Source organism: Leptolyngbya sp. O-77, from assembly GCF_001548395.1.
In the GTDB taxonomy this organism is placed as follows: domain Bacteria; phylum Cyanobacteriota; class Cyanobacteriia; order Elainellales; family Elainellaceae; genus Thermoleptolyngbya.
Genome location: NZ_AP017367.1, coordinates 2046288 through 2069348 on the forward strand (window position 1 = coordinate 2046288; position 23061 = coordinate 2069348).

Annotated in this window: 25 protein-coding genes and 1 pseudogene; 15 read left to right on the forward strand and 11 right to left on the reverse strand. The window is 54.7% G+C overall.

Annotated features, from left to right (window positions below):
- The first annotated feature begins 43 nt into the window (after positions 1 to 43).
- Entirely contained in the window at positions 44 to 322 is a 279-nt protein-coding gene (locus O77CONTIG1_RS08730; RefSeq protein WP_068509820.1) for a (2Fe-2S) ferredoxin domain-containing protein, read from the forward strand.
- A gap of 68 nt (positions 323 to 390) precedes the next feature.
- Here O77CONTIG1_RS08730 and O77CONTIG1_RS08735 read toward each other — a convergent pair.
- A pseudogene (locus O77CONTIG1_RS08735) lies at positions 391 to 1641 on the reverse strand (IS256 family transposase).
- 186 nt (positions 1642 to 1827) lie between these two features.
- Between O77CONTIG1_RS08735 and O77CONTIG1_RS08740 the strand changes: the two are divergent.
- Complete coding sequence (locus O77CONTIG1_RS08740) at positions 1828 to 3237, forward strand: lysophospholipid acyltransferase family protein (RefSeq protein WP_068509823.1); 1410 nt, start codon at positions 1828 to 1830, stop codon at positions 3235 to 3237.
- Here the strand turns inward: O77CONTIG1_RS08740 and O77CONTIG1_RS23420 are convergent.
- Complete coding sequence (locus O77CONTIG1_RS23420) at positions 3234 to 4034, reverse strand: peptidoglycan-binding domain-containing protein (RefSeq protein ID WP_172799653.1); 801 nt, start codon at positions 4032 to 4034, stop codon at positions 3234 to 3236. The two genes, O77CONTIG1_RS08740 and O77CONTIG1_RS23420, sit on opposite strands and share 4 nt — an antisense overlap.
- Positions 4035 to 4494: 460 nt before the next feature.
- Here O77CONTIG1_RS23420 and O77CONTIG1_RS08750 point away from each other — a divergent pair, with 460 nt between their 5' ends.
- Together O77CONTIG1_RS08750 and O77CONTIG1_RS08755 are read left to right on the forward strand one after the other, a co-directional pair.
- Positions 4495 to 4881 carry a hypothetical protein gene (locus O77CONTIG1_RS08750; RefSeq protein WP_317134232.1) on the forward strand — a complete coding sequence of 129 codons (387 nt, stop codon included), beginning with the start codon at positions 4495 to 4497 and terminating at the stop codon, positions 4879 to 4881.
- 135 nt (positions 4882 to 5016) lie between these two features.
- Positions 5017 to 6744 carry a succinate dehydrogenase/fumarate reductase flavoprotein subunit gene (locus tag O77CONTIG1_RS08755; protein WP_068509829.1) on the forward strand — a complete coding sequence of 576 codons (1728 nt, stop codon included), beginning with the start codon at positions 5017 to 5019 and terminating at the stop codon, positions 6742 to 6744.
- Positions 6745 to 7120: 376 nt separating this feature from the next.
- Here O77CONTIG1_RS08755 and O77CONTIG1_RS08760 read toward each other — a convergent pair whose 3' ends face one another.
- The 4 genes from O77CONTIG1_RS08760 to O77CONTIG1_RS08770 all read right to left on the reverse strand — a co-directional run bounded on the left by O77CONTIG1_RS08760 (position 7121) and on the right by O77CONTIG1_RS08770 (position 9969).
- Positions 7121 to 7465: a XisI protein gene (locus tag O77CONTIG1_RS08760; RefSeq protein WP_068509831.1), complete on the reverse strand. Its 345-nt coding sequence runs from the start codon at positions 7463 to 7465 to the stop codon at positions 7121 to 7123.
- Positions 7453 to 7869 carry a XisH family protein gene (locus O77CONTIG1_RS08765; protein ID WP_068509833.1) on the reverse strand — a complete coding sequence of 139 codons (417 nt, stop codon included), beginning with the start codon at positions 7867 to 7869 and terminating at the stop codon, positions 7453 to 7455. The genes O77CONTIG1_RS08760 and O77CONTIG1_RS08765 overlap by 13 nt, the downstream gene beginning before the upstream one ends.
- A 637-nt stretch (positions 7870 to 8506) precedes the next feature.
- Entirely contained in the window at positions 8507 to 9391 is an 885-nt protein-coding gene (locus O77CONTIG1_RS25440) for a hypothetical protein (RefSeq protein WP_197673355.1), read from the reverse strand.
- Positions 9388 to 9969, reverse strand: coding sequence for a CHAT domain-containing protein (locus O77CONTIG1_RS08770; RefSeq protein WP_068509835.1), 582 nt, complete (start codon positions 9967 to 9969; stop codon positions 9388 to 9390). Before O77CONTIG1_RS08770 ends, O77CONTIG1_RS25440 begins: the two co-directional genes overlap by 4 nt.
- A 163-nt stretch (positions 9970 to 10132) precedes the next feature.
- Here O77CONTIG1_RS08770 and O77CONTIG1_RS24345 point away from each other — a divergent pair, with 163 nt between their 5' ends.
- From O77CONTIG1_RS24345 to O77CONTIG1_RS24355, 3 genes are all read left to right on the forward strand, one after another.
- Positions 10133 to 10414: a hypothetical protein gene (locus O77CONTIG1_RS24345; protein ID WP_156435065.1), complete on the forward strand. Its 282-nt coding sequence runs from the start codon at positions 10133 to 10135 to the stop codon at positions 10412 to 10414.
- 67 nt (positions 10415 to 10481) lie between these two features.
- On the forward strand, positions 10482 to 10763 hold the full coding sequence (locus tag O77CONTIG1_RS24350; protein ID WP_156435065.1) for a hypothetical protein: 282 nt from the start codon (positions 10482 to 10484) through the stop codon (positions 10761 to 10763).
- 77 nt (positions 10764 to 10840) lie between these two features.
- The gene (locus O77CONTIG1_RS24355; RefSeq protein ID WP_156435067.1) at positions 10841 to 11068 is read left to right on the forward strand and encodes a hypothetical protein; all 228 of its coding nucleotides are present in this window, start codon (positions 10841 to 10843) and stop codon (positions 11066 to 11068) included.
- A gap of 354 nt (positions 11069 to 11422) precedes the next feature.
- Here O77CONTIG1_RS24355 and O77CONTIG1_RS26760 read toward each other — a convergent pair whose 3' ends face one another.
- The 4 genes from O77CONTIG1_RS26760 to O77CONTIG1_RS27845 all read right to left on the reverse strand — a co-directional run bounded on the left by O77CONTIG1_RS26760 (position 11423) and on the right by O77CONTIG1_RS27845 (position 14563).
- Positions 11423 to 11548 (reverse strand): hypothetical protein, encoded by a 126-nt coding sequence (locus O77CONTIG1_RS26760; RefSeq protein ID WP_286132628.1) that lies wholly within the window; start codon positions 11546 to 11548, stop codon positions 11423 to 11425.
- Positions 11549 to 11628: 80 nt separating this feature from the next.
- Complete coding sequence (locus tag O77CONTIG1_RS08775; RefSeq protein ID WP_068509837.1) at positions 11629 to 13278, reverse strand: calcium-binding protein; 1650 nt, start codon at positions 13276 to 13278, stop codon at positions 11629 to 11631.
- Positions 13279 to 13574: 296 nt separating this feature from the next.
- A complete protein-coding gene (locus tag O77CONTIG1_RS08780; RefSeq protein ID WP_286132629.1) occupies positions 13575 to 14429 on the reverse strand; it encodes a GntR family transcriptional regulator in 855 nt (284 codons plus the stop codon).
- Complete coding sequence (locus O77CONTIG1_RS27845; RefSeq protein WP_286132631.1) at positions 14360 to 14563, reverse strand: hypothetical protein; 204 nt, start codon at positions 14561 to 14563, stop codon at positions 14360 to 14362. The genes O77CONTIG1_RS08780 and O77CONTIG1_RS27845 overlap by 70 nt, the downstream gene beginning before the upstream one ends.
- A gap of 456 nt (positions 14564 to 15019) precedes the next feature.
- On the opposite strand from O77CONTIG1_RS27845, the gene O77CONTIG1_RS08785 reads away from it, so the two are divergent.
- Complete coding sequence (locus tag O77CONTIG1_RS08785; protein ID WP_068509840.1) at positions 15020 to 16066, forward strand: hemolysin family protein; 1047 nt, start codon at positions 15020 to 15022, stop codon at positions 16064 to 16066.
- Positions 16067 to 16145: 79 nt separating this feature from the next.
- Positions 16146 to 17012: an RNA methyltransferase gene (locus O77CONTIG1_RS08790; protein ID WP_286132632.1), complete on the forward strand. Its 867-nt coding sequence runs from the start codon at positions 16146 to 16148 to the stop codon at positions 17010 to 17012.
- 43 nt (positions 17013 to 17055) lie between these two features.
- Here the strand turns inward: O77CONTIG1_RS08790 and O77CONTIG1_RS08795 are convergent, their stop codons facing one another.
- On the reverse strand, positions 17056 to 17265 hold the full coding sequence (locus tag O77CONTIG1_RS08795) for a hypothetical protein (protein ID WP_068509842.1): 210 nt from the start codon (positions 17263 to 17265) through the stop codon (positions 17056 to 17058).
- A gap of 1188 nt (positions 17266 to 18453) precedes the next feature.
- On the opposite strand from O77CONTIG1_RS08795, the gene O77CONTIG1_RS08800 reads away from it, so the two are divergent.
- The 6 genes from O77CONTIG1_RS08800 (at position 18454) to O77CONTIG1_RS08825 (ending at position 22975) form a co-directional block, all read left to right on the forward strand.
- Complete coding sequence (locus O77CONTIG1_RS08800; RefSeq protein ID WP_068509844.1) at positions 18454 to 20304, forward strand: choice-of-anchor Q domain-containing protein; 1851 nt, start codon at positions 18454 to 18456, stop codon at positions 20302 to 20304.
- 77 nt (positions 20305 to 20381) lie between these two features.
- Positions 20382 to 20540, forward strand: coding sequence for a bluetail domain-containing putative surface protein (locus O77CONTIG1_RS24360; protein ID WP_156435069.1), 159 nt, complete (start codon positions 20382 to 20384; stop codon positions 20538 to 20540).
- Positions 20541 to 20839: 299 nt separating this feature from the next.
- Positions 20840 to 21076, forward strand: coding sequence for a hypothetical protein (locus tag O77CONTIG1_RS25445; RefSeq protein ID WP_068509847.1), 237 nt, complete (start codon positions 20840 to 20842; stop codon positions 21074 to 21076).
- Positions 21077 to 21093: 17 nt separating this feature from the next.
- Positions 21094 to 21372 (forward strand): hypothetical protein, encoded by a 279-nt coding sequence (locus O77CONTIG1_RS25450; protein ID WP_068509849.1) that lies wholly within the window; start codon positions 21094 to 21096, stop codon positions 21370 to 21372.
- A 2-nt stretch (positions 21373 to 21374) separates the two neighbouring features.
- On the forward strand, positions 21375 to 22679 hold the full coding sequence (locus O77CONTIG1_RS25455; RefSeq protein ID WP_068509851.1) for a choice-of-anchor Q domain-containing protein: 1305 nt from the start codon (positions 21375 to 21377) through the stop codon (positions 22677 to 22679).
- Positions 22634 to 22975: a bluetail domain-containing putative surface protein gene (locus tag O77CONTIG1_RS08825; protein WP_156435071.1), complete on the forward strand. Its 342-nt coding sequence runs from the start codon at positions 22634 to 22636 to the stop codon at positions 22973 to 22975. The genes O77CONTIG1_RS25455 and O77CONTIG1_RS08825 overlap by 46 nt, the downstream gene beginning before the upstream one ends.
- Positions 22976 to 23061 lie beyond the last annotated feature (86 nt).

Sequence of the window (23061 nt, forward strand, 5' to 3'; positions counted from 1 at the left end):
AATCTCGCAATTCCACCCCTCGATTCCTCCATCCCCCCGCCCCATGCCCTACCAAGTCCTCGTCTGCCAGAGCAACGCCTGTCGCAAGGCAAAAGCGCAGCAAGTGCTGGCGGCATTTCGAGCGGCGAGTTTAGAGGGAATCGAGGGGGTAGAAGTAGTGGCGAGCGGCTGTTTGGGGCAGTGCGGCAACGGGCCGATGGTGCTGGTGTTGCCAGACGAGGTGTGGTATTGGCGCGTGCTGCCAGAGGAAGTGGGGGCGATCGCCCATCAGCATCTCCAGTTGGGGCAACCCGTCGAAGCGATGCGCCTGCGTGGGGTATAAAGGGAAAAAAAGAAAAAACGAAAAACGAAGAACGAAAACCGGAGAGTGTCAATTTTTTTGTGTAAGGCTTAGAACTGAGGAAAGCGATCGGGGAACTCAATGGCAAAACGCATGAGTGCTGCTTTCCAATCGCGGATCGGCATCGTCCACTTTTTGGCAATATTGTTAAGCGCCAAGTAGAGCAGCTTGTAGACCGATTCCTATTGGGGAAGCATCCCTTTGTCTTGAGCACCTTACGCAACGAGCGATTGAGCGACTCGATTGCATTGGTGGTGTAAATCACTTTGCGAATGTCTGGTGGATAGTCAAAGAAGGGGATGATGTTGTTCCAGTGACGCAACCAGATCTGGGAAATCGTGGGATAGAGCCTGTCCCACTTATCAGCGAAGTTTTCTAGTGCGGTCTCAGCCTCCTCTACCGTGGCCGCTTGATAAATCGGCTTGAGGTCGGCAATGACTTCGGCTTGGCTGCCCCAGGGCACATAGCGCAAAGAGTTGCGAATCAGATGCACGATACACAACTGCACTCGTGTTTTGGGAAAGACCGCTGCAATCGCATCGGGGAAGCCTTTGAGTCCATCTACACAGGCGATGAAAATGTCTTCTACGCCGCGATTCTTGAGGTCGGTCAGCACTTTGAGCCAAAACTTTGCCCCTTCATTGGCAGACATCCATAGCCCTAGGACTTCCTTAATCCCGTCAAGCGTTACACCTAAGACAACGTAAACGGCATGATTGCTCACCCGCCCGTCTTCTCGCACATGAACGTGAATGGCATCGAGGTAAACAATCGGATACAGCTTAGCCAGCGGGCGGTTCTGCCACTGACGCACCTCGTCACTGACCGCATCGGGTGACTTGGCTAATCAACGTGGGAGAAACCTCCACCCCATAGAGTTCCTCCAGTTGCGCTTGAATATCTCGAGTGCTCAAGCCTCGGGCATACATTGCCATGATTTTGTCATCCAGCCCACTCAAGCGTCGCTCTCCTTTGGGCACCAAAATCGGCTCAAAGGTGCTGTTACGGTCGCGGGGAATCGAGAGTGCCAATTCTCCACAGTCTGCTTTGACGGTTTTAGAGGAGTACCCGTTACGACTATTGCGACGCTTGCTGGAACTGGTTTCTTCAGGAGGCGGAGCTTGGACTTCGGTTTCCAGGTGATGGCTCAATTCTGCTTGCAGTGCTCGTTCCACCAGTCGTTTGGTCAGTTGTTTGAGCAGTCCTTGTTCTCCCAGGATTTGCTCGGGGGTGGAGTAATCGGCAAGCAGCTCATCCAGCAGGTGGTCTACTTTATCTTGGGGGCGACGACGGCGAGGCATGGGCGGTCTCCTGATGTTTGAACTAATTTTGACCGCTTACACAAAATAATTTACAGTCTCAAAACCGAAAAACAGAAATTTTCCTTCTTCCCTCTTCGTTCTTCGTTCTTCCCTCTTCGTTCTTCCCTCTTCGTTCTTCCCTCTTCGTTCTTCGTTTTTCCCTCTTCCGTCTTCCCTCTTCCCCAAATGCCCTCCCCTATCACCCAAGTCCAACCCCCGCTGGAGTTTATTCCGCCCGATTTTGACCCGCTGGTTTACCGGGGGATGTGTGCGGTGCTGCCGTCCTGGATGAAGCTGCGAGTGGCGATCGCTGATGTGGAGGTAGAAAACGCCAAGCAACTGGTTGAGTTGTTTCAGCAGTTTCAGGCAGGAAAGACGCGATTTTTGCTGGCGTTTCGGCATCCCACGCCGGATGACCCGTTTTCGCTGCTGTGGCTGCTGTCGCGGTCGGTGCCCCAGACGGCGCGAGAGTTGGGCGTGTCGCTGCAAAAGCCAGTTCACGCCCACTTTATCTATGACCGGGGGATTCCGCTGTGGGCGGGCAAGTTTGTCGGCTGGCTATTGCCCAAGATGGGCTGTGTGCCTGTGAAGCGGGGCAAGGCAGATCTGGTGAGCCTGAAGGCGGTGCGCGATCTGTTTGCCAATGGGCAGTTTCCCATGGCCGCGTCGCCGGAGGGCGGCACCAATGGACACAACGAAATCGTTAGCCCGCTGGAGCCGGGAATTGCTCAGTTTGGCTTTTGGTGTGTGGAGGATTTGCAAAAAGCTGGGCGCACTGAATCGGTGTCGCTACTGCCGGTGGGCATCCAGTATCACTACATCACGCCGCCGTGGCGATCGCTCGAACAGCTCCTTCTGGATTTGGAATCTGACACGGGCATTCGGGCCAGCGTTTCGCCGACGGCCTATCTGGGTCTGCAAGACGGCACAGAACCCTCGCCAGAGCAACAGGCTCAGCTTTATCAGCGGCTATTAAACCTGGGCGAAACGTTGTTAACGCAGATGGAGAATTATTACAGCAAATATTATGGGCGATCGCTCGTCACACCCGACCTGCCCGCCGATGCCGACCCCAACACCCGCCTCGCCGCCCGCCTGAAGTCGCTGCTCGATACGGCGCTGAAGGTGGCAGAAGAATTTTTTGCGATCGCCCCCAAAGGCAGCCTCACCGACCGCTGCCGCCGCCTGGAGCAAGCCGGGTGGGAGCGCATCTTCCGCGAAGACCTGAACCTGGAGGCGCTGTCGCCCGCCGAGCGCGGCCTGGCCGACCGCATCGCTGAAGAAGCCGACCTGCGGATCTGGCACATGCGCCTGGTAGAAAATTTCGTCAGCGTCACGGGGCGCTATGTCATGGAAAAGCCCACCGCCGAGCGCTTTGCCGAGACGCTGCTGCTGTTGCGAAATATGGTGAACCGACTCAAGGGCGAAGCACCCAAACCGCCCCTCCGCCTCGGCCCCCGCCGCGTCGTGATGACCGTCGGCACGCCGCTGTCAGTGAGCGATCGCGCTGAGCAATATCGCGCCAACCGCCGCGAGGCCGTCTCGCAGTTGACCCAAGACCTGCAAACGGCGATGGAAAGCCTGATCAGGGGTTAGGGCTGAGTGCCGGATCTATCAAAACTAATAATTTCAGGCTTTTTTGATTTTAGGGGTGGCGCAACCAGAAAAGGTGCAACCCCCTGGCTGATGAAACAACCGGGATTTGCACCTGCGGACTGGGCCAACTTAAACTTGCGCTGAGCTAGGGAAGATTGCTGCGTTTCCTCTTGCTGCTTCAGCCGAATTAGCATCATACTGCGGGTGATTTGATTGGCGATTCCGTCTGGCTCCAAGCCGCACTGACACTCAAGCTGAAAGTTTCGGACGGCGGCCTCAGTGTTTGAGCCATAGTTCCAATCGATCGCTCCTGTGAAATCGCCTAGGCGGGTAAGTCGCTCTTGCAGCGTGCCTACACTTTGCTTGATGTCTCCTGGCTTGACTGGCCCCCAAGGCAGACCATCCGACGGCCGTGGCACAGGGATGAGACCCAGCATGACCTGGGTCGCTTCAGTGGCTTCGCCCGTTGCAGGCAGCCCCACAACCTGTTTTTGAAACTCTGCAACGGCAGCCGCAGTTTCCTCGTCATAGCGATTCCCATAGCGATCGCCCTGATCAATTGGGTAATCCGCCCGCAGATGTCCTCTTCTGATGAGCTGTTGATGAATCTGCCTCACTCGGAAGCCGCGATCGCCCAGCTTCAGCGTAATGGAGTTTTGGGGGCTGGAGTCTGTCGGAGCGGGTGACGGGATAACTAGCCCACCGGAAGGCCGTAAAGCTGCTGTCGGAGAAGGGGCAGGGTCTGTAGTCGGGTTGAGAAACTGTGCTGGTCCACAGCCCGAACCCACAGCAGCCATCAGGCCAAACGTGGTTACGAGAGTTGCTTTTGAGCGGAACTGCCGAGCCATTGCAGGGGCAGAACTCCAAAGCTTGAACGCGGGAAAAACGGGTGTCATGAGAGAGCGATCGCCCCTTAAACGCAGGCAGGACGAGACTTGAGCAATCAACGCGGAACGGGCTTGAGCAGAACCAAGCGAACCAAACGTTGTAGGTTTCATGGGAGGTAGTAGAAATACAGCTTTTAGATATCATATTTTGATATCTACCTTGATGATATCATAAACTGATATTGCAAAATTGACAAGTCCCCACCAGAAAAATTTCCCATCCTCACCTAACCCCCAACCCCTCATTAAACAGATGTTGCAGAAACCTTAAGAGAGATTGAGGACTTCGGGCGATCGCTCAACTCAAGCTTTACGCTTAGTCCATTAGTTTTATACGCTTCAACTTGCGTTGCCTTTTGGGGTCAGTGAGATGCGCCTCACTGGGCGATCGCCCGAGCCGCCGCAATGCAGGTTTGCCAACCACTCAAGGCTAAATGGGTTAACGGTCATGAATATGGAAAAATATCGCGTCACTTGCACGCTGTCTTTCGGGGATATTTACGGTCAGGTAGTGGTCTGGCTGGTGGTTATTTTCCTCAGCCTGGCCAGTGCGCTGGCGCTGATGGGCACGAGTCGCCCGCTATTTGCCCTGGTCACCGTAGGGCTGATTTTGGTGCTGTCGCTGCCGTTCCTGCTGTTTGCCTTCGTCACCACGCTGCTCAACCACATCGAGTTTTCGTCGGTCGATCCGGCCACAGAAACCGCCAGCAAAAAGGTGACCGTCTCCGGCCAGCGACCCGCCCAGAGCCTCAGCTAGCCGCCCGTCTCCGCTTAAGTAAGAAAGTTGGTACTTGCTGTCGCTACTTTCTAAAGAAGTTCCCTGCTAATCGGTGGGGAACTTTTGTTTTGCGTCACCATAGAGAACAGGAGAACACCGACCCAGCACATTAGCATGATTGATCACGACGTTGTGATTGTGGGCGGCGGACTGGCCGGGTGCCGCGCCGCTGTCGAAATTGCCCGCAGGAATCCATCCCTCAGCGTGGCCGTAATTGCCAAAACGCACCCGATTCGCTCCCACTCGGTTGCTGCCCAAGGCGGCATGGCGGCCTCGCTCAAAAATGTCGATAGCGAAGATTCTTGGGAAGCCCACGCCTTCGACACGGTGAAGGGTTCCGACTATCTCGCTGACCAGGATGCGGTGGAAATCCTCACCCGCGAAGCGCCCGACGTGGTGATCGACCTGGAACACATGGGCGTGCTATTTTCGCGCCTACCCGACGGACGCATCGCTCAGCGGGCCTTCGGCGGCCATTCCCACAACCGCACCTGCTACGCCGCCGACAAGACGGGTCACGCCATTCTGCACGAACTGGTGAACAACCTGCGGCGCTACGGCGTTTACATCTATGACGAGTGGTACGTCATGCGCCTAATTTTGGAAGAGGAACAAGCCAAGGGACTGGTCATGTTCCGCATTCGCGATGGGCATCTGGAAGTGGTGCGGGCTAAGGCGGTGATGTTTGCGACGGGGGGCTATGGGCGGGTATATAACACTACGTCCAACGATTTTGCCTCGACGGGCGACGGGCTGGCGATGACGGCCGCCGCCGGATTGCCGCTGGAAGATATGGAGTTTGTGCAGTTTCACCCAACGGGCGTGTATGGCGTGGGGGTGCTGATTTCAGAGGCGGTGCGCGGCGAAGGGGCCTATCTGGTGAACTCGGAGGGCGATCGCTTCATGAAAACCTACGCCCCCAGCCGCATGGAGCTAGCGCCGCGAGACATTACCTCACGGGCGATCGTGAAAGAGATTCGGGCCGGACGCGGCATCCACCGAGACGGCAGCGCGGGCGGCCCCTTCGTCCATCTCGATGTACGCCACCTGGGCCGCGAAAAAATCATGAGCCGCATTCCCTTTGCCTGGGAAGAAGCGCATCGGCTGCTGGGCATCGACGCGGTGCATGAGCCAATTCCCGTGCGTCCGACCGTGCATTATTCGATGGGCGGCATTCCCACCAACACGGATGGGCAGGTGCGGAGCGGCGATGAGAATCTGGTAGAAGGGTTCTTTGCGGCGGGGGAAACAGCCTGCGTGTCGGTGCATGGCGCAAACCGCCTGGGCAGCAACTCGCTGCTAGAGTGCGTGGTGTATGGACGGCGAACCGGAGCGGCGATCGCCCGCTATGTGCAAAACCGCAAGCTGCCCGACGTGAACGAAACACGCTACCTCAGCGAAGCCCGCCAGCGCATTCAAGAACTGCTCGACCAGCGCGGCGAACACCGGATCAACACCGTGCGGCAAGCCTTTCAGGACTGCATGACCGACCACTGCGGCGTGTTTCGCACCGAAGACGTGATGCAGGAAGGGCTGCAAAAGCTGCAAACCATCCGCCAGCAGGCGGGCAATATCTTCCTAGACGACAAAGGCAAGCTGTGGAACACGGAACTGATCGAAGCTCTAGAACTCCAAAGCCTGCTCACCGTCGGCGAAATCATCCTCACGGGTGCGTTGAACCGCAGGGAAAGTCGGGGGTCGCACTGCCGCGAAGACTACCCCGATCGCGACGATGTGAACTTTCTCCAGCACACAATGGCCTACTACTCGCCTGCGGGCATTGAGCTACGCTATCGCCCAGTGACCATCACTCAGTTTCAGCCCCAGGAGCGGAAATATTAACCGTTAGGACTTACACAGAGCGATCGCCCTTCATCTCCCAACACCCACACCTCTGGGCGATCGCCCTCATCTCTCAGTACCCACACCTTTCGGCGATCGCCCCCCGATACCTCTCGGAACCTCGAACGGCTGACCCAAACCTATCACCGCTCAACGTTGGCATCTTACCCGAACGCTGTTGGGAGTGTTCGGGTTGACCGAGCGCTGGAAGAACTAAATCTTCGCAACTGGGGGGCGAATCGCCCACTCACCCGTGAGCTGACTGAACCAGAACGCTGAGGGCTAACGGTGAAGTTGTGCGGCGGCAGATATCCTCGAACTCTCATCGATAACCTCTGTACCGTCCGCACCAACGCAGTGTTAGCCTGCGCCGCCACTATGACGCAACTGCAAAATCTGTGTACTGTCGCATCTTTGGCTCATGAAATGCCAACACAATATCCTCTCTAGGAACCCCTGCACTAACTAAATCAGTAGCGATACCGTCTTCAGTCCAATCCTCTTCAATCCAGAATTTACCGTCCCTAATCCGCACATAGACTGTCATCCCAGTAACACGTTCTCCATTCTGCCAACCAAGATTCATCCATATATAGTGAGCTTTTGCCTCATCTACAATCAAAAAAGTCTCAATATCTGGATTAGGATGGCGGTTACTCAGTTCCACATACTCAGTCAGAATGCGCTTAATTAAATTTGAATACTCAATTAGTTTATCCATTGCATAATCTCCTCTGTTCCTATGTCTACAACAATGATTGGAAGTTGATGTTTATTGAGAATGAGCTGAGTTACGTCCTGAGTAAAAAAGGTATTGTATGCAACGTTGCTGATAGCGATGTACAACTTACGGTCTGGGGCTATTTCCTCTAGAAGGTAGCGGTAGATGTCATACTGACCGAGAGCCTCTTTTAAGTCTTGTATTTTTGATGCGCCGATAAAGCTTTTCACCTCCACGACTAGCTTCTGCCCGTCTCGTTCAGCCGCTATCGGACGTTCAGCACCAAGATCGGCGTACAGCATAGTTTTTCGATATTGGATGACGTAAGGGTCATCTGTAATCGACCAGCCATCTTTTATCAATGCGTTTTTTACTGCATTGTGGATAATGTCTAACTTGGGCATAGTTTAAGTATAAATCAGCCCACAAGTGTTGAATCTTAAGATTTTGGCGGGTAGTGCCAAGTTGTGCGTTGGTGCTGGTGATACCGAATTGGTCTGACTATTGACCTCATTCTCATTAACAGAAGCTCAAACTCGCCAAAAATCTCCAGGTTTGTAAAGTTGTGTATCGAGATTCAACACTTCTGATATTTGAGGAGTCTCTATATTTTCTTCGTGCCCAATTACGGGAATACCATAATTTTTGTTGCTTCTTGTATTGATATGTTTAGCAACTAACTCAATAGCACTGTCAGGTATCTCTTTTCTGGGCATATCTAGTTTTCAGCACTTTCGTCTAGAGCAATTGTACCCATTAGCTTTAAATGATGCGCACCTATGGGATCTTGCACACCCCAGTTCCGGCTTTTCACCCTCAATGATAGCCCTACTAGCAGTTTCGAGGTACAGTCTTACCAGTACCTTTACGCTCAATTTGCTCTAGCTACTAACAGATATGGTTCGGGCTGTACCCCACCGTTGACCCAGCAGGCTAACGGCAAAACGCAGCGGCGGCAGATAACCTTGAACTAAGACCAGAGGCTTTCGTCCGTCCGCTGCCGTGAAGTGTTAGCCCTCTGTTGTGGGCTACAGTTAACCATCATCTGGGTTGTTGCTTAGGTGGTTTCTTATAAGGACGACGAAAGTTATCGGCTTTTGCCTCTTCAGCATTGCCAAAGCACCAATAAACCTCGACACCTGCTCTTTCATCTGGGTAATAATAAATGCCTCGTGCATCTGAATCATTAAGATTAGCAGTAGCCCGGATTGGGAATTGAGCTGGACATCTGTAATTGTCTACAGGGGGCACACCGTTTCGCAATCCTCGCTTATTGCGCTCTTGGTGAACATATTGCCAGTAAGTTCTTTTTTCCTCCTCTCTTCGCGCCTGCTCACGAAGTCTTTGCTGTCTATCTTCTTCCTCTTGAACTCTTCGTTGTTGTTTCTTGATACTGTATAGTCCTTGAGCCTTTCTGCTTCCGACGTTGACTTCTCGGAATGCTTCAGAAATTTCAGGATAACGCCTTAATAAGTTTGGAGAATCAGACAGATATTTTGCAATTATTTCTGCTGCTTCATTATGTACTTGAATAGCTCTCTCTAATTCCATCTCTCCTAAAGAGTTCAGCTCCTCCAAATTCTCATGAGTAAATCTGTTGAAAAGTACCATTGCAGGTTGTAAACCTATCCACTCAGATGGAACAGAGTAGATAGAAGATATAGCAGGTGCAATAGCAGATAGTATGATGCCAGCTAACAAGATTGAATAGAAGAGCAAGAGCTGTTTCAATGTGATGTAGCCACAAAGCCATAAGAGAAAAATCACTATGCAAATCTTTAGAACATCTCTTAGTGCCTTAATACCTATTACGGTTACAACTACAATCTTCTGAACTCGTTCAGGTAGCCGATTAAAGAACCTCGTCAGTGCGAATGGATATTTTGATGTTTCACCACTAAGATCAGACGCAACCTGAGCAATCAATCCAGATCTTTTTTTTTGATTATTGGGGTCATCTCTTCACCAAGACCCTCAATTTGAATAGCACTACGCCCATATTCATGGGCAATGTCGTATGCTTCACCAGAAGCAATAGCAAAGTAGAAGCCGCGTGAGTACTCGATAGCAGCTTTATCTCCGAGTTCTTGTCTCATGGCTGCTACGTATTTAATACGATTGGCTATCCCTTCTGCTTGAGAAATTGAGTAGCAAGCATTAAGTACTACGCATTCTACATAATTTGCACATAATCCAAACAACGTTGCAAGGGCTTCTGTCGTAACAGGTTTTGCCCTTCCATTGATGTCCTCAAATATTAAGCCCTGATTCCCAGCACCATGACCACAGAAATGAACAATTTGTGGTCTGTTGTACAGAATTTCCTGTTGTATGTCTTTTGTACGAACTGCTGTTGCGATAACGAGGTCAATATTTTCGCGATTTCTAGACTTTTGAATAGCTTCTCGGATCTCTCGCACCTCCTGATCCAGACGTAATCTATCAGTCCCTAAAGGATTCGCCGATAAGATCAGAATTTTCTTGACAGACTGCCCATGAATCATTTGGTAAATGCAGGAGAGAAAATTATTCTCTAGTATAACTTTACATTTCTAACGTTGAAACATACACAGAAAGCTTTGAGGGTGCGGGGGTAAGGAGGGCTAACGGTGAAGCTCAACGGCGGTCAGTGGCTCTCGGTTTCAGCCAGGATCTCTGTTCCGTCCGTTGCAGCGAGGTGTTAGCCTTCGCGATCGCCCTTCATCTCCCAACACCAACACCTCTGGGCGATCGCCCGTTTCTCTCAGCACCCGCACCTCTGGGCGATCGCCCCCCGGATACCTTTTGGGGCGTTGCACACTGACCGAAGTCTGTCGCTACTCAACCTCTGCGGCTAACCCGAAAGCTGTTGGGAGTGTGCGGCTTGACCCGGATCTCGAAGAACCGAGCCTCTGCAAGTGGGGGGCGAATCGCCTACCCACCGACAAGCTGACAGAACCAGAACGCTGAGGGCTAACGGTGAAGCTCAACGGCGGTCAGTGGCTCTCGGTTTCAGCCAGGATCTCTGTTCCGTCCGTTGCAGCGAGGTGTTAGCCTTCGCGATCGCCCTTCATCTCCCAACACCAACACCTCTGGGCGATCGCCCGTTTCTCTCAGCACCCGCACCTCTGGGCGATCGCCCCCCGGATACCTTTTGGGGCGTTGCACACTGACCGAAGTCTGTCGCTACTCAACCTCTGCGGCTAACCCGAAAGCTGTTGGGAGTGTGCGGCTTGACCCGGATCTCGAAGAACCGAGCCTCTGCAAGTGGGGGGCGAATCGCCTACCCACCGACAAGCTGACAGAACCAGAACGCTGAGGGCTAACGGTGAAGCTCAACGGCGGTCTATCGCTCTTGGTCTCAACCAGCATCTCTGTTCCGTCCGTTGCAGCGAGGTGTTAGCCTTCGCGATCGCCCTTCATCTCTCAGCACCCACACCTCTCGGCGATCGCCCTTCATCTCCCAACACCAACACCTCTGGGCGATCGCCCTTCATCTCTCAGCACCCACGCCTTTCGGCGATCGCCCCCCGATACCTCTCGGAACCTCAAACTGCTGACCCAAGCCTATCACCGCTCAACGTTGGCATCTTACCCGAACGCTGTTGGGAGTGTTCGGGTTGACCGAGCGCTGGAAGAACTAAATCTTCGCAATTGGGGGCGAATCGCCTACTCACCCGTAAGCTAACTGAACCAGAACGCTGAGGGCTAACTAGCAATTAGACTGATCCCGTCTGCCTATCTACCCCGCAGAGGGCAATTAGGCTGAAATCCGTCTGTCTAAGATCCCAAATTGGGTAGATAGGCTGATTGAGATCTGTCTAAGATCCCAAATTGGGTAGATAGGCAGACGATAATCCGCATAATACCCCTGATTCTGGGAATTAGGCAGACAGCTTCAGTAAATCTTCAGATGAGAAAACCTCATGGAATGTGGTTGAGCGTTGGCGAAACCTTGCGGAGCAATATCGCCCTCCACTACACCAGAAGTGCGTTTGCGAAGCCTTGCGGAGCAATAGCGCCCTCCCACACACGCAAGAAGGCGATCGCCAGATAAAAAAAGAGCTTGGGGGGCGATCGCAACTGGCCCCCAAGCTCGTTCATGTCCTGCTGATGTCCTATCAAACTGTGACGACAGCCATCACAGCTCAGACACTTAAATCAAACACTCAAATCAAACACACCTACACTGCTACAAAGTCGCGTCCGAGGAACACATTGGTTGTATCGCGCACCACCGCAATTAGGTCAGAGCCTCGATAGACCAACGTATCGAGGGACGCGCCACCTTCCAGGCTGCGGGTCTTATCCAGTCGATATTGGCTGAGAGCGCCCTTAACTTGGAACTTATCTAGCTGGAAGGCGCTGAAGTCCGTGATGCTAGCGTACGAGTTGCCGGCCGAGTTCAGGTAATAAGAACCTGCGCTGCTTCCCAGTTCAAAGGTGTCTGCTCCGACTCCACCCGTCATGATGTCCCGCTCACCTGCGTTGAGTGCCGTGGTGCCGCCGCGCAGTCTGTCGTTGCCGTCGCCACCCAGCAGCGTATCTGAGCCAGCGCCACCCACTATCGTATCGTTGCCGCCCAGACCGCTCAGCACGTTGTTGCCGCTGTTGCCAACGATCACGTTGTCTCGGAAGTTGCCCGTGCCATTCAGGTTGGCGGCTCCAGTCAGGGTCAGGTTCTCAAGGTTGACAGACAGGGTGTGGCTAACGGAGGCAATAACCAGGTCAATGCCGCCTGCTACTTCCGCTGCAACGTCGCCCAGTGAATCGACGATGTAGGTGTCGTCACCCAGTCCGCCGTTCATGTTGTCGTTGCCCGCGCCACCGTGCAGGTAATCGTTGCCATCGCCGCCGTTGAGGTTGTCGTTTCCTGCCAGACCAAACAAGAAGTTGTTGCCAATGTTGCCGTTGATGACGTTGTTTAGCCCGTTGCCTGTGCCGTTGATGTTGGCACTGCCGAGCAGGGTCAGGTTTTCGACGTTTGCGGGCAGCGTGTAGCTGACAAAGGATCGAATCTCGTCAATGCCCTGTCCGACCAGTTCGACCACCGCATCTGAAGCAGAATCGACGATGTAAGTATCGTTGCCAGTGCCGCCGCGCATGGTGTCAATTCCGACTCCGCCATCGAGATAGTCGTTGCCTGCGCCGCCGTTGATGGTGTCATTGCCTGCCAAGCCAAACAGGAAGTTGTTGCCGCTGTTGCCAGTGATGATGTTGTCTTTGGCGTTACCTGTGCCGTTGATGTTGGCTGCGCCAGTCAGGGTGAGGTTTTCCAGGTTGGTCGATAGTGTGTGGCTGACGGAGGCAATTACCAGGTCGATGCCGCCTGCGACTTCGGCTGCAACGTCGCCTAGCGAATCGACAATGTAGGTGTCGTTGCCGATGCCGCCGTTCATGTTGTCGTTGCCGATGCCGCCGTCCAGATAGTCGTTGCCGTCGCCGCCGCTGAGGCTGTCATTTCCTGCCAGTCCAAACAGGAAGTTGTTGCCAGTGTTGCCAGTGATGACGTTGTTTAGTCCGTTACCCGTGCCGTTGATATTGGCTGTTCCCAGTAGCGTCAGGTTTTCTACGTTTGCGGGCAGCGTGTAGGTAATAAAAGAGCGGACTTCATCAATTCCTTGATTTGGCAGTTCAACAACAATGTCACTAGGAGAATTGACAATGTAAGTATCATTTCCAGCGCCGCCGCGCATCGTGTCGTTGCCTGTGCCACCGTCGATGTAGTTGTTTGTGGCGTTGCCGATTAAAAGGTCGTTTCCACCTAATCCAAACAGTGATTCGTTGAACAGTGTTGCGATTAGTGTGTTGTTGAGATTATTACCAACAGCCATGATCGATTTCTCCTTTCGAGGGCTTAATTGTGAAACTCAATTTGCTGAGTCAATTGGTTCGATGTGAAGAGGCTGAGCTGATGTTTTATGGGGTGTGCCGCTGTGGGGTGTTGCCCCTCGCTTGACCTCTGGAGAGTTATCGGTAGGGGTGCGAGGAATTACGCAGGTTGTGCGGATTTTTACAAAAAAAATCCCCCGCCTGGGTAAAACGGGGGAGTGATCTGGGTTTATCTGTTGGATGTAGCAGGTGATGAGGAGGGGTGGAAGTTTGGGGCGATCGCCCGATTCCAGCCTCGCTATTCCAGCCCTAGTTCTCGCTTGAGCAAGCTGATGGATTTTTCACCGATGTAGTTCTCACAGCATTCGATCTTGGGCGGGCGAATGATGTGGTCGCGGGAAAGCTGGATGGCGGCTTTGACGCTGGGCAGGCTGGCCTGGTCGCAAATGATCACCTGGGCACTGCGGACCATTGCGCTCAGCTTGTAGGCATCGTCTGCTTTGGCGGTCATGATCAGCAACTCCTCGCCGCGCAAGCTGTGAATGATGACTTCGGCTGCCCGTAAAATGCCGGAGCTGAGGCTGACAAAGCCGATGCAGGTGTCTTTGGGCAGCCCCTTCATCAGCTTTAGCTCTTTGCCGTAGTCGTAGATATCGACGGGGATAACGCGGACAGATTTGGGAGAGGCGATCGCCTCTGCCTCGCCGATGAAATAGCGACTGGTGACGACTGTGCCGCCTCGCGCCTGATCCAGCACGCTGCTCAGTTCCTCCATCGGCACCAGCTGGACGGGAATTTGCAGCGCCTGCTGAAGCTCGCGCACCATCAGCTCGCCTGCGCCGATGTCGTAGCTGGGAGCCGTGACTAGCACCCGCGCACTGCACCGCAGCCGCCAGTCGATTTCTGCCAAAAATAGCTCCCGCGCCTGACTGAGGGAACAGCCCTGATTGAGCAATTCGTCTAGGCTTTTTTGCACGAGCTTGTAGGCCTGGGGATGCTTTGCCAGCACAGGCGACTGGTTGCCTTTGGTGCTGCCTTCGTCGCCCTGCGATTTCACAAAAATGCCCGCGCCCGCCTTGGCATCTACAATGCCGTCGTCCTCCAGCATCCGATAAACTTTGCTGATGGTGTTGCGGTGTAGCCCGGTTTGCATGGCGAGGGCGCGGGGTGCTGGGGAGCCGCTGTCCGGGGGGGAAACTGGCGTGAGGCGATCGCAAAGCGGATCTGGTTGTAAAGCTGCGTTGAGGCGGGGATTTCGCCGTCGGGCTGGATATGAAACTCGACCATAACCATCTCCAGGGGAGTATTGAGAAGCTTGAGACAGAGGCAGGGGCGATCGCCGCCAAGCCGTGAACTTGAACACGCTCAGAACTTTAGCAAGGCAGGCTGAGAAAACAGGCTGAAAAAACAGACCGAGAAAACAGGCTCAGGAAGTCGTTTCAGGGTCACCCCTGCTGAAAATGCTATTAAGACCTGTCTGATCCACACTACGAAAAGTGTCTACACGCTGAATGTGACAGTTTCCAGAATACACAGCCTGAGAAAGTTTGAACCTTTTGCCAAATATTTTTTGAGGAAGCCGCTGTGAGAAGACATCCCAAGAAACGCGCCCTATAGTCCTTGCAGACGCGCATCTCCGGCTTGCGGCATGTGGAAGGACTCCATTCATCTAAGACAATGGAGGGAATGCGCTAGGCTAGGTCGCAAGCCTGGGCACCTTCAACCCCGGTTAATCTTCTTGCCATGTTGCCGCTGTTGACTGTCACGCTGTTTGTCATTTGTGGGTCTGCGCTTTGTTCTTGCACCGAGGCAGCCCTGCTGTCGATGCCGATCCTCAAAGTGCGACAACTGGCGCAGTCTTCTAACCGGGCTTCTGCCAGGGCGCTGCTGGCGATTCGAGAGAAGATGAATCGACCGATTGCCACGCTGGTAATCTTCAACAACCTGTTCAACATTTTGGGTAGCATTGTCATCGGCTCGCTGGCCGCGTCTGTGCTAAGTAGCACGATGATTGGAATTTTTTCTGGCGTTTTAACGTTTTTAATCATTATTTTTGGGGAAATTTTGCCAAAAACCATTGGCGAACGCAACGCCGAGAGCATTTCCCTACTGGTAGCCATTCCGCTTACTTGGCTGACGCGAGCGTTTACCCCCGTAGTGTTGCTGCTGGAGCAGGTGACGGCTCCGTTTGTCGGCAACAGCCATCGCCCTACGACCAATGAAGCGGAAATTCAGCTTTTGACCATCATTGGCCGTGATGAAGGCGTAATCGAAGACGACGAGGCAGAAATGATTCGCCGTGTGTTTGCGCTCAATGATGCTACGGCGGGCAAGCTGATGACCCCCCGCGTGGCGATCACGTATCTAGAAGGGCAGCAGACGCTAGAGGCTTCTAAGCCCGATATTGTTGATTCGCAGCATAATCGCCTGCTGGTGATTGGTGAGACGATCGATGAGGTGCTGGGGATTGCGCTGCGACATGAACTGCTGACGGCGCTGATTGAGGGGCAGGGCGATCGCCCTATTTCCTCCTTTGTTCGCAAAGCCTGGTTTGTGCCCATGAGCCTGCGGGCCGATCGCCTGCTGCGATCGTTTCAAACCAGCCGCGAACATCTGGCCGTGGTGGTCGATGAATATGGGGGTGTGGCGGGCGTGATTACGCTGGAAGATGTGCTGGAAGTCATTACGGGTGAAATCGTGGATGAAACCGACTACATCATCGACATGCAAGATGTGGCCCGTCGCCGCCGCGCCCGCATTTTGAACGAAAATCCCAGCCTGCTAGATTAATGAGCCAATTATTAATGAGCCAATTATTAATGAGCCAATTATTAATGAGCCAATTATTAATGAGCCGACTACTGTTGCCGTGGAAAAGATCGTGAACTCTGGGCTGGAGCAGATCCGCATTGTGCTGGTGGAACCTGCTGGGCCGCTGAATGTAGGGGCGATCGCCCGCGTCATGAAAAACTTTGGGCTGCGGCAGTTGGTCTTGGTGAATCCGCAGTGCGACCCGCTCAGCGCCGAAGCGCGGCTGCTGGCCGTCCACGCCGCCGACCTGCTAGAGTCTGCCCACCCGGTCGCAACGCTATCGGAAGCGCTGACGGGCTGCCAGCGAGCGGTTGCCACCACCGGGCGCGATCGCACGACGTTGCCCATCCATCTAGAGTCGCCGCGAGACTGCCTCCCCTGGCTGCGATCGCCCCTCTCTGACGGCACGCTGCCCGCCGCCGCCCTCATCTTCGGCCGCGAAGACTCTGGCCTCACCAACGCCGAACTCAACCTGGCCCAGCGCTTCGTGCAAATTCCCACCAGCGAGGCCTATGCCTCTATGAACCTGGCCCAGGCCGTCGCCGTCTGCTGCTACGAACTGTCTATAGGTCGCCAGTCCGCAGTCCGCAGCCCGCAGGCAGGAGGTGGCGACGGAATCGACAAAGGAATTGATAAAGCAATCAATCCAGCAATCAACAAAGTCGCAGCAGGCGAGAGCAACCCCCACTCTGCAACTGCGCCGACTGCCTCCCTCGACACCCTGGAAGCCTACTTCAACCAGCTCGAAGCATTGCTGCTCGACATTGGCTACCTCTACCCGCACACCGCCGCCAGTCGCATGGAAAAATTTCGCCGCCTGTTTCTGCGGGCCCAGCTTTCAGAGCCAGAGGTGGCAATGCTGCGGGGCGTGCTAAGCCAGATGAAGTGGGCGATTGGGCAGGGGAGCGGTGAAGTCAGGGAATAAAGTTAGGGAGTCAGAGAAACGGGTTCTACGATTCCAACCCCTGTCACCCCGTCCCCCCGCTACTCTGACCCTGATCCTTGTTGATGCAGCCAGGGCGCTTGGCATACTGACAGACGCGAGTCCAGAGGGTGGCGCGAGTGCCCGGTGGGCCGGCAGAAAACAGGACGCGATCGCCCGTGATGCCGCCGGGGGCAATCTTGACCCCGCAGGCAGGACAAACTTTCAACCCAGATGATTCAGCAGACGCAGACATAGAAACGGCTCCTCATGCAAAGGGGAATAACTTACCTTTCAGCGCGACGGGCCTAATTTACTCAGGTCGATAGAAAACGTTAACTTTGGAGGTTGCTGCCTATCGGTAGCCGCTCTAGCGTAGAGATGTGCTGAGGTGTGTGCCATATCCGGAGTAATTGACGAAGTGGCTGACAACAGTTGTCGCAGAAATGCAGGTGGCAATTAACAATGCTGAAAAATAAACATTTTCAGCGGTTTCACGGAATGTTTTAGGCATGGTGTGGGCTATTAATGAAAGCGTGGAATCAGATCGGGTGCCTCGTTCTAGCAGATCTGGTCATGTTCATTAGCCATTTTCTCTGTTAGGATCTTCCACCCATTCTTTTAATCAGGGTTTCTGAAAGATCGCTCGCTGGACTTCTCTACCGTCCACTCTAGACTGCGTTTCTTAGTAATTGCTTGGGGTGTTAATTTACGCGGTCTACTCGCTTTCCTTATCCCCTAGTCCAGACTTTTGGGTGCTTTTTGATTCGTTTCTTGAATGCTTCTTGCATCGTAAAACAAGACGAAGTTCGTATCCCATTTCATATTTCGAGCAGTCAAGAATTCCCGTTTAATCGTGAGTTCTTGAATCATTACTCTGCGTCTGGGGCATCATCCAGGATTCCTGTCTCAGTATTTTTACGGCAATTTTTGCAGGATCTTAATTGAGTTGAGATTGAGTTGAGCAGGGCGATCGCCATTTCGTTTTATCGTGAACAAAATCCTGCGCTTTGCGTCTACCCAATGAACCCAGTCACGTTCTAAAGACCGATTTGGTGCAATTTAATTTCCTGAAATTGAAAGAACCGAATCTGGAATGATGAACGCTGCATTTTTGTTTGCAAAAGCGATGATTGATTCGTTCCCGTGTCAGTGACAAAAAGTTCAACATTAATACAGAATCTTCCTTTGTCAAGGAAAACGATGGGCAGGCAAATTGACCGTCTTCTTGCCTGCCTTCTGGATGAGCATGGATGTTCTGACAGAGTGAATCAAAGTCTGCATCATCCTCTCCCTTTTGCGTCTCCTGTCCTGGCTGATTGGTTCCCATACATATTCATGAATTTATCTGCTAAGCCTTTGCTTTGACATTCCTCAGGACGATTTCTAGCGTGTCAATCTCTGGTTGCACCCTTTCCAGCTAACCCTCAGAAAGGAAACATTCATGTCTACAATCATCACGGTGACCACGACCGCTGACAGCGGTGCGGGATCTTTGCGGGCGGCGATCGCCCAGGCCACCAACGGAGCCACCATCCGCTTTGCCGCCAGCCTCCAGGGAAAGACCATCACCCTGACCAGCGGTCAGCTCACCATCAACCGCTCGATCACGATAGACGGCTCAGCAGCCCCCGGCATCACCCTCAGCGGCAACCGCACCAGCCGCATCTTGCAGGTTGGGGACAACGCCAAAGTGACCGTGCGGGATCTAGCTTTCAAGCACGGGCGTGCGACAGGCAATACCGAACAATCGGGCGGCGGCGGCGCAATCTTGACGAGCAATAGCAGTGAACTGACGGTAATTCGGTGTCGCTTTCAGGAAAACGCAGCTGGCTTTGGCGGGGCAATCTACACCGGATTTCGCGGGCGGACGCTCGTACAGGGCAGCACGTTCATCGCCAATGACGGCACGCTCGCCAGAAATGAACGAGGCGGGGGGGCGATCGGCACCAAAAGCGGCGGCGTGCTGACCGTCCGCCACAGCCGGTTTCTCCGCAATCGCGGCATTAACGGCGGCGCAATCAATAGCCTCCTCGGTGAGCTAACCGTTGAAAATTCGATCTTTCGTGGCAATGACTCCACACCAGGCGCATCTCAACGGGGTGTCAGCGGCTACGGTGGTGCGATCTACACCGACGGGGCCAATGCCTCTGGCCCGAATGGCAGCTATGGCCCCATTGGCGGTCAAATCACACTCCGTAACAGCCGCTTTGAAAACAATCGCGGCGCGGCCCAAGGCGGCGGACTGTTTCTCTTTGCCTACCCGCCCGACAAGGTGCTGATTGAAAACTGCGCGATTGTCGGCAAATACTGTGATTCCTGGGTGCTGATGGCGAGGCGCTGGGCGGCGGCGGGCTGCGCCACGGCAACGCCGAGTTTGACCCTACGGAACAGCACACTGGCCAACAACACCGCCCAAGGCCAGGGGGGCGGGCTATGGGTGGGCGAGTCATCGCCAACGACCATCGTGAACACAACTTTTTCGGGCAATCGCGCCGACGATGGCAACGGCGGCGGGCTGGGCGGCGCAATCATGTTTGGCAACCGCACCACGTCTGCCACAACGCTGACCCATGTCACCGTTGCCTACAATCACGCTGGGTTCCAGGGTGGCGCGTTTTGGATGGGCGACCAGTCCATTACGCTCAAAAACTCCATCGTTGCGTTCAATACTGCCAGCAATCCCTGGAAGACTCGCGTTCAAACGCGCAGACCGCTGATTGACGGTGGCGGCAATATCGAATTTCCAGGGCTGCAAAGTAAAGACGATCCGCGTGTTGTGGGCAACTCTCGCATCATCGACCCAAAGCTCGGTTCCCTCCAGGCAAACGGCGGATTGGGGCAGACCCACGCACTGCTAGCCGGTAGCCCCGCCATCAACACAGGAACGGGCGCAGGCGCACCTCGGACAGACCAGCGGGGGCTGAGCCGGGATGCCCAGCCTGATGTCGGTGCGGTCGAGTTTGGTCGGGGGCTGCGGTGGGAAGGCAGCGCTGGAGACGACTGGCTGGTAGGTAGCACGGGCAGCGACACGCTGCTGGGCAATGACGGCAACGATCTGTTGTGGGGTGGTGCGGGCAAAGATGTGCTGACGGGTGGTGCGGGCGCTGACACATTTGTCTACGTTGGAGCAACCCTCAAATCGGCGCTGGCGGGCACGCGGCTAGCCAGACCAGATCGCATTACCGATTTCAGTCCTGCTGAGGGCGATCGCCTCCTGATCGAAGTCAACGGCGAATCGGTGTTGCCCAAGAACCTGTTCCATGCGGGGAACCGTGCAGGGGCAGCACGCTGAGGGGGGCGATCGCCGCTGCCTACGCCGACAAAAACCAGCAACAGGCGGGCAAGCAAGCCCTGGCGATTGGAGAGGCGGTGCTGTTTTCTTGGGGCAGCCGCACGCTGCTCTCGATCAACGCAGAGGGCGCAGGCTTTGGGGCAAAACAGGATGGCGTAATCGATCTGACGGCGATCGCGCTGTCGCAGCGCCAGCAGCGGGCGGGTGTGCTGCCTGTGCAAACAGTTTTCACTTAGGTGAAAAAATGATGAGCCGGTTGGCAATTTTTCTGAACGAATCGAAGCGTTTATGGAAAGCCAATTAGGTTCATGTTGCCTGGTTCAAAGTTGTGTTTCCTGACTCGGTTGATTAGGTTCCATGTGCATCTACTGATTGATCTGAATTTGATCTGAATTTGATCTGAATTTGATCTGAATTTGATCTGAACCATCAGATCAGCGTTCACGTTCGCGTACTTCAGATTGATTTCTCGCTGGTTTATTTTTGTGCATTTCGCGTGCATTTCCTACAGCTAACCATCAGATAGGGAACACTCATGTCCACGATCATTACGGTTACGACGACGGCCGATAGCGGTGCCGGGTCTTTGCGGGCGGCGATCGCCCAAGCCACCAGCGGCAGCACGATTCGCTTTGCCAGCAGCCTGGCCGGGCAAACCATCACCCTCACCAGCGGCCAGATCAACATTCCCGCTGGCAAAAATCTGACCATCGACGGCAGCACTGCGGCTGGGCTAAAAATTAGTGGCAACAACAAGTCACGCATTTTTTAACCTGCAATCGACCTCGGGTGCAGCCCACCAGCCTGTCAGTGAAAAATCTGACCCTGACCAACGGCTTCACGACCGAGCGCGGCGGGGCGATCGCCACGGAACACCAGGGCCGGCTGACGCTGGAAAACGTCGTCTTTACCAACAACGTGGCCAACAAGGGCGGCGGCGCGGTGTTCAGCGCCTTTGAAGGCTCGCTGACGGTGACGGGGCAGCAAGTTCACAGGCAACAAGGCGACTGCGGGGCAATGATGAGCGCGGTGCTGGGGCGATCGCCTTTTGGGGCCCCGGCCCGCTGACGGTGAAAAACAGCGAGTTTGTTAACAACCAGGGCATCAACGGCGGCGCGATCAACAGCCTCAACGGCAAGCTCACAATTGAGAATTCCAAGTTCCTCAACAACAGCACCACGGCTGCTTTTTACGACACAGGCAAGCCCAACCCGTTTTTGCGGGGGTTTGGCGGCGCAATCTACACCGACCGCGCCAGTTCCACCAGCGAAGCGTCCGGCTTTATCCGCATCACAGGCAGCGTGTTTGAGGGCAACAAAGGCAAGGGCGAAGGCGGCGCAGCCTACCTCTACACGGGCAAGCAAGATAGCGTCACCATTACGGGCAGCCTGTTCAAAGACAACTCGGTGACGGCACTGCCCCAGGGTAACGGCGGCAACGGCGGGGCGATCGTGGTCATGAGCAACGATCTAAACCGGGGCTTGACGATCAGCACCACGGCGATCGTCGGCAACAGCGCCACGGGCCAGGGCGGCGGCATCTGGACGATGAAAGCGCCCGCCACCATTACCAACAGCACCTTTTCTGGAAACGCCGTCACGGGGCGCAGCTCCAGCAACGTGGGGGGCGGCATGGCGCTGTATAACAACGCCACGATCGTCAACACTACGATCGCCCTCAATACCGCAGGCTGGGTCGGTGGCGGCGTTTCGGTGGCAGGCGGCAACACCGCTACGCTACGAAACACCGTCTTTTTTAACAACACCGCAGCCAACGGCGGCAACAGTTGGAATATCCAGCAGCAGAGCAGCGGCACGTTTACTAACGGCGGCGGCAACCTGCAATTTTCCACCTTTGCGGGCGGCTCAAGCAGCAGCAACCTCGTGTTTTCTGGCATCCGCATCGCCGACCCCAAGCTGGGCGATTTGCAGCAAGCGAGCGGCGGGTTTCTGCTGTTTCACCCGCTGTTAGACGGCAGCGCCGCGATCAACACAGGCACCAGTTCCGGCGCACCGACCACCGACCAGCTTGGCCGCACCCGCGACAGCAAGATCGACATTGGCGCGGTGGAGTTTGGCGCTACGGGCACGCCGCTCGATCCGCCTACTGAAATCACGGGCACGGCGGCAAATGACATCCTGCTGGGCACTGCGGGGACAGACGTTCTGCGGGGCGAAGGCGGCGGCGACATCCTGCTGGGCAGAACGGGCGGCGATACGCTGGTCGGCGGCACAGGAGCCGATTGGTTTGTCTATAGCGCGGGGGCGGCAGGGCAAGGGCGTTCAAGCAGTCGAGAATCACTGCGCCCGATCGCATTCTGGATTTCAATGTGCTGGAGGGCGATCGCCTCGTGTTCGACTTTGACAACAGCTTGACCACGCTAAACCGTCCTAAGGCGTTGTTTAATGCAGGCCGCATCAAGGCGAAAACCCTGGAAGATGCCGTTAAGCTTGCCTACGCCGACAAAAACCACAAGCGAGGCGGCCGTCAGGCGCTCAAAGCCAACGAAGCGGTGATGTTTCGGTGGAAGCGAGAGCTATACCTGGCCGCCAATAATGGCTCCGCCAGCTTCAGCGCCAAGGATGACCTTGTAGTCAATCTCACTGGTGCATCTCTTGCAGAAGGACATGCAGCGCTGGGCGTATTGCCTGGCGCCACCTACTTTGCCTAATCTCGGTTTGTTTTCCTAATCTAAAATGCTCCCAAGGCGCTGCGCGATAGACATTCCTCGCACAGCGCCTTGCTTTATGAGCGTTC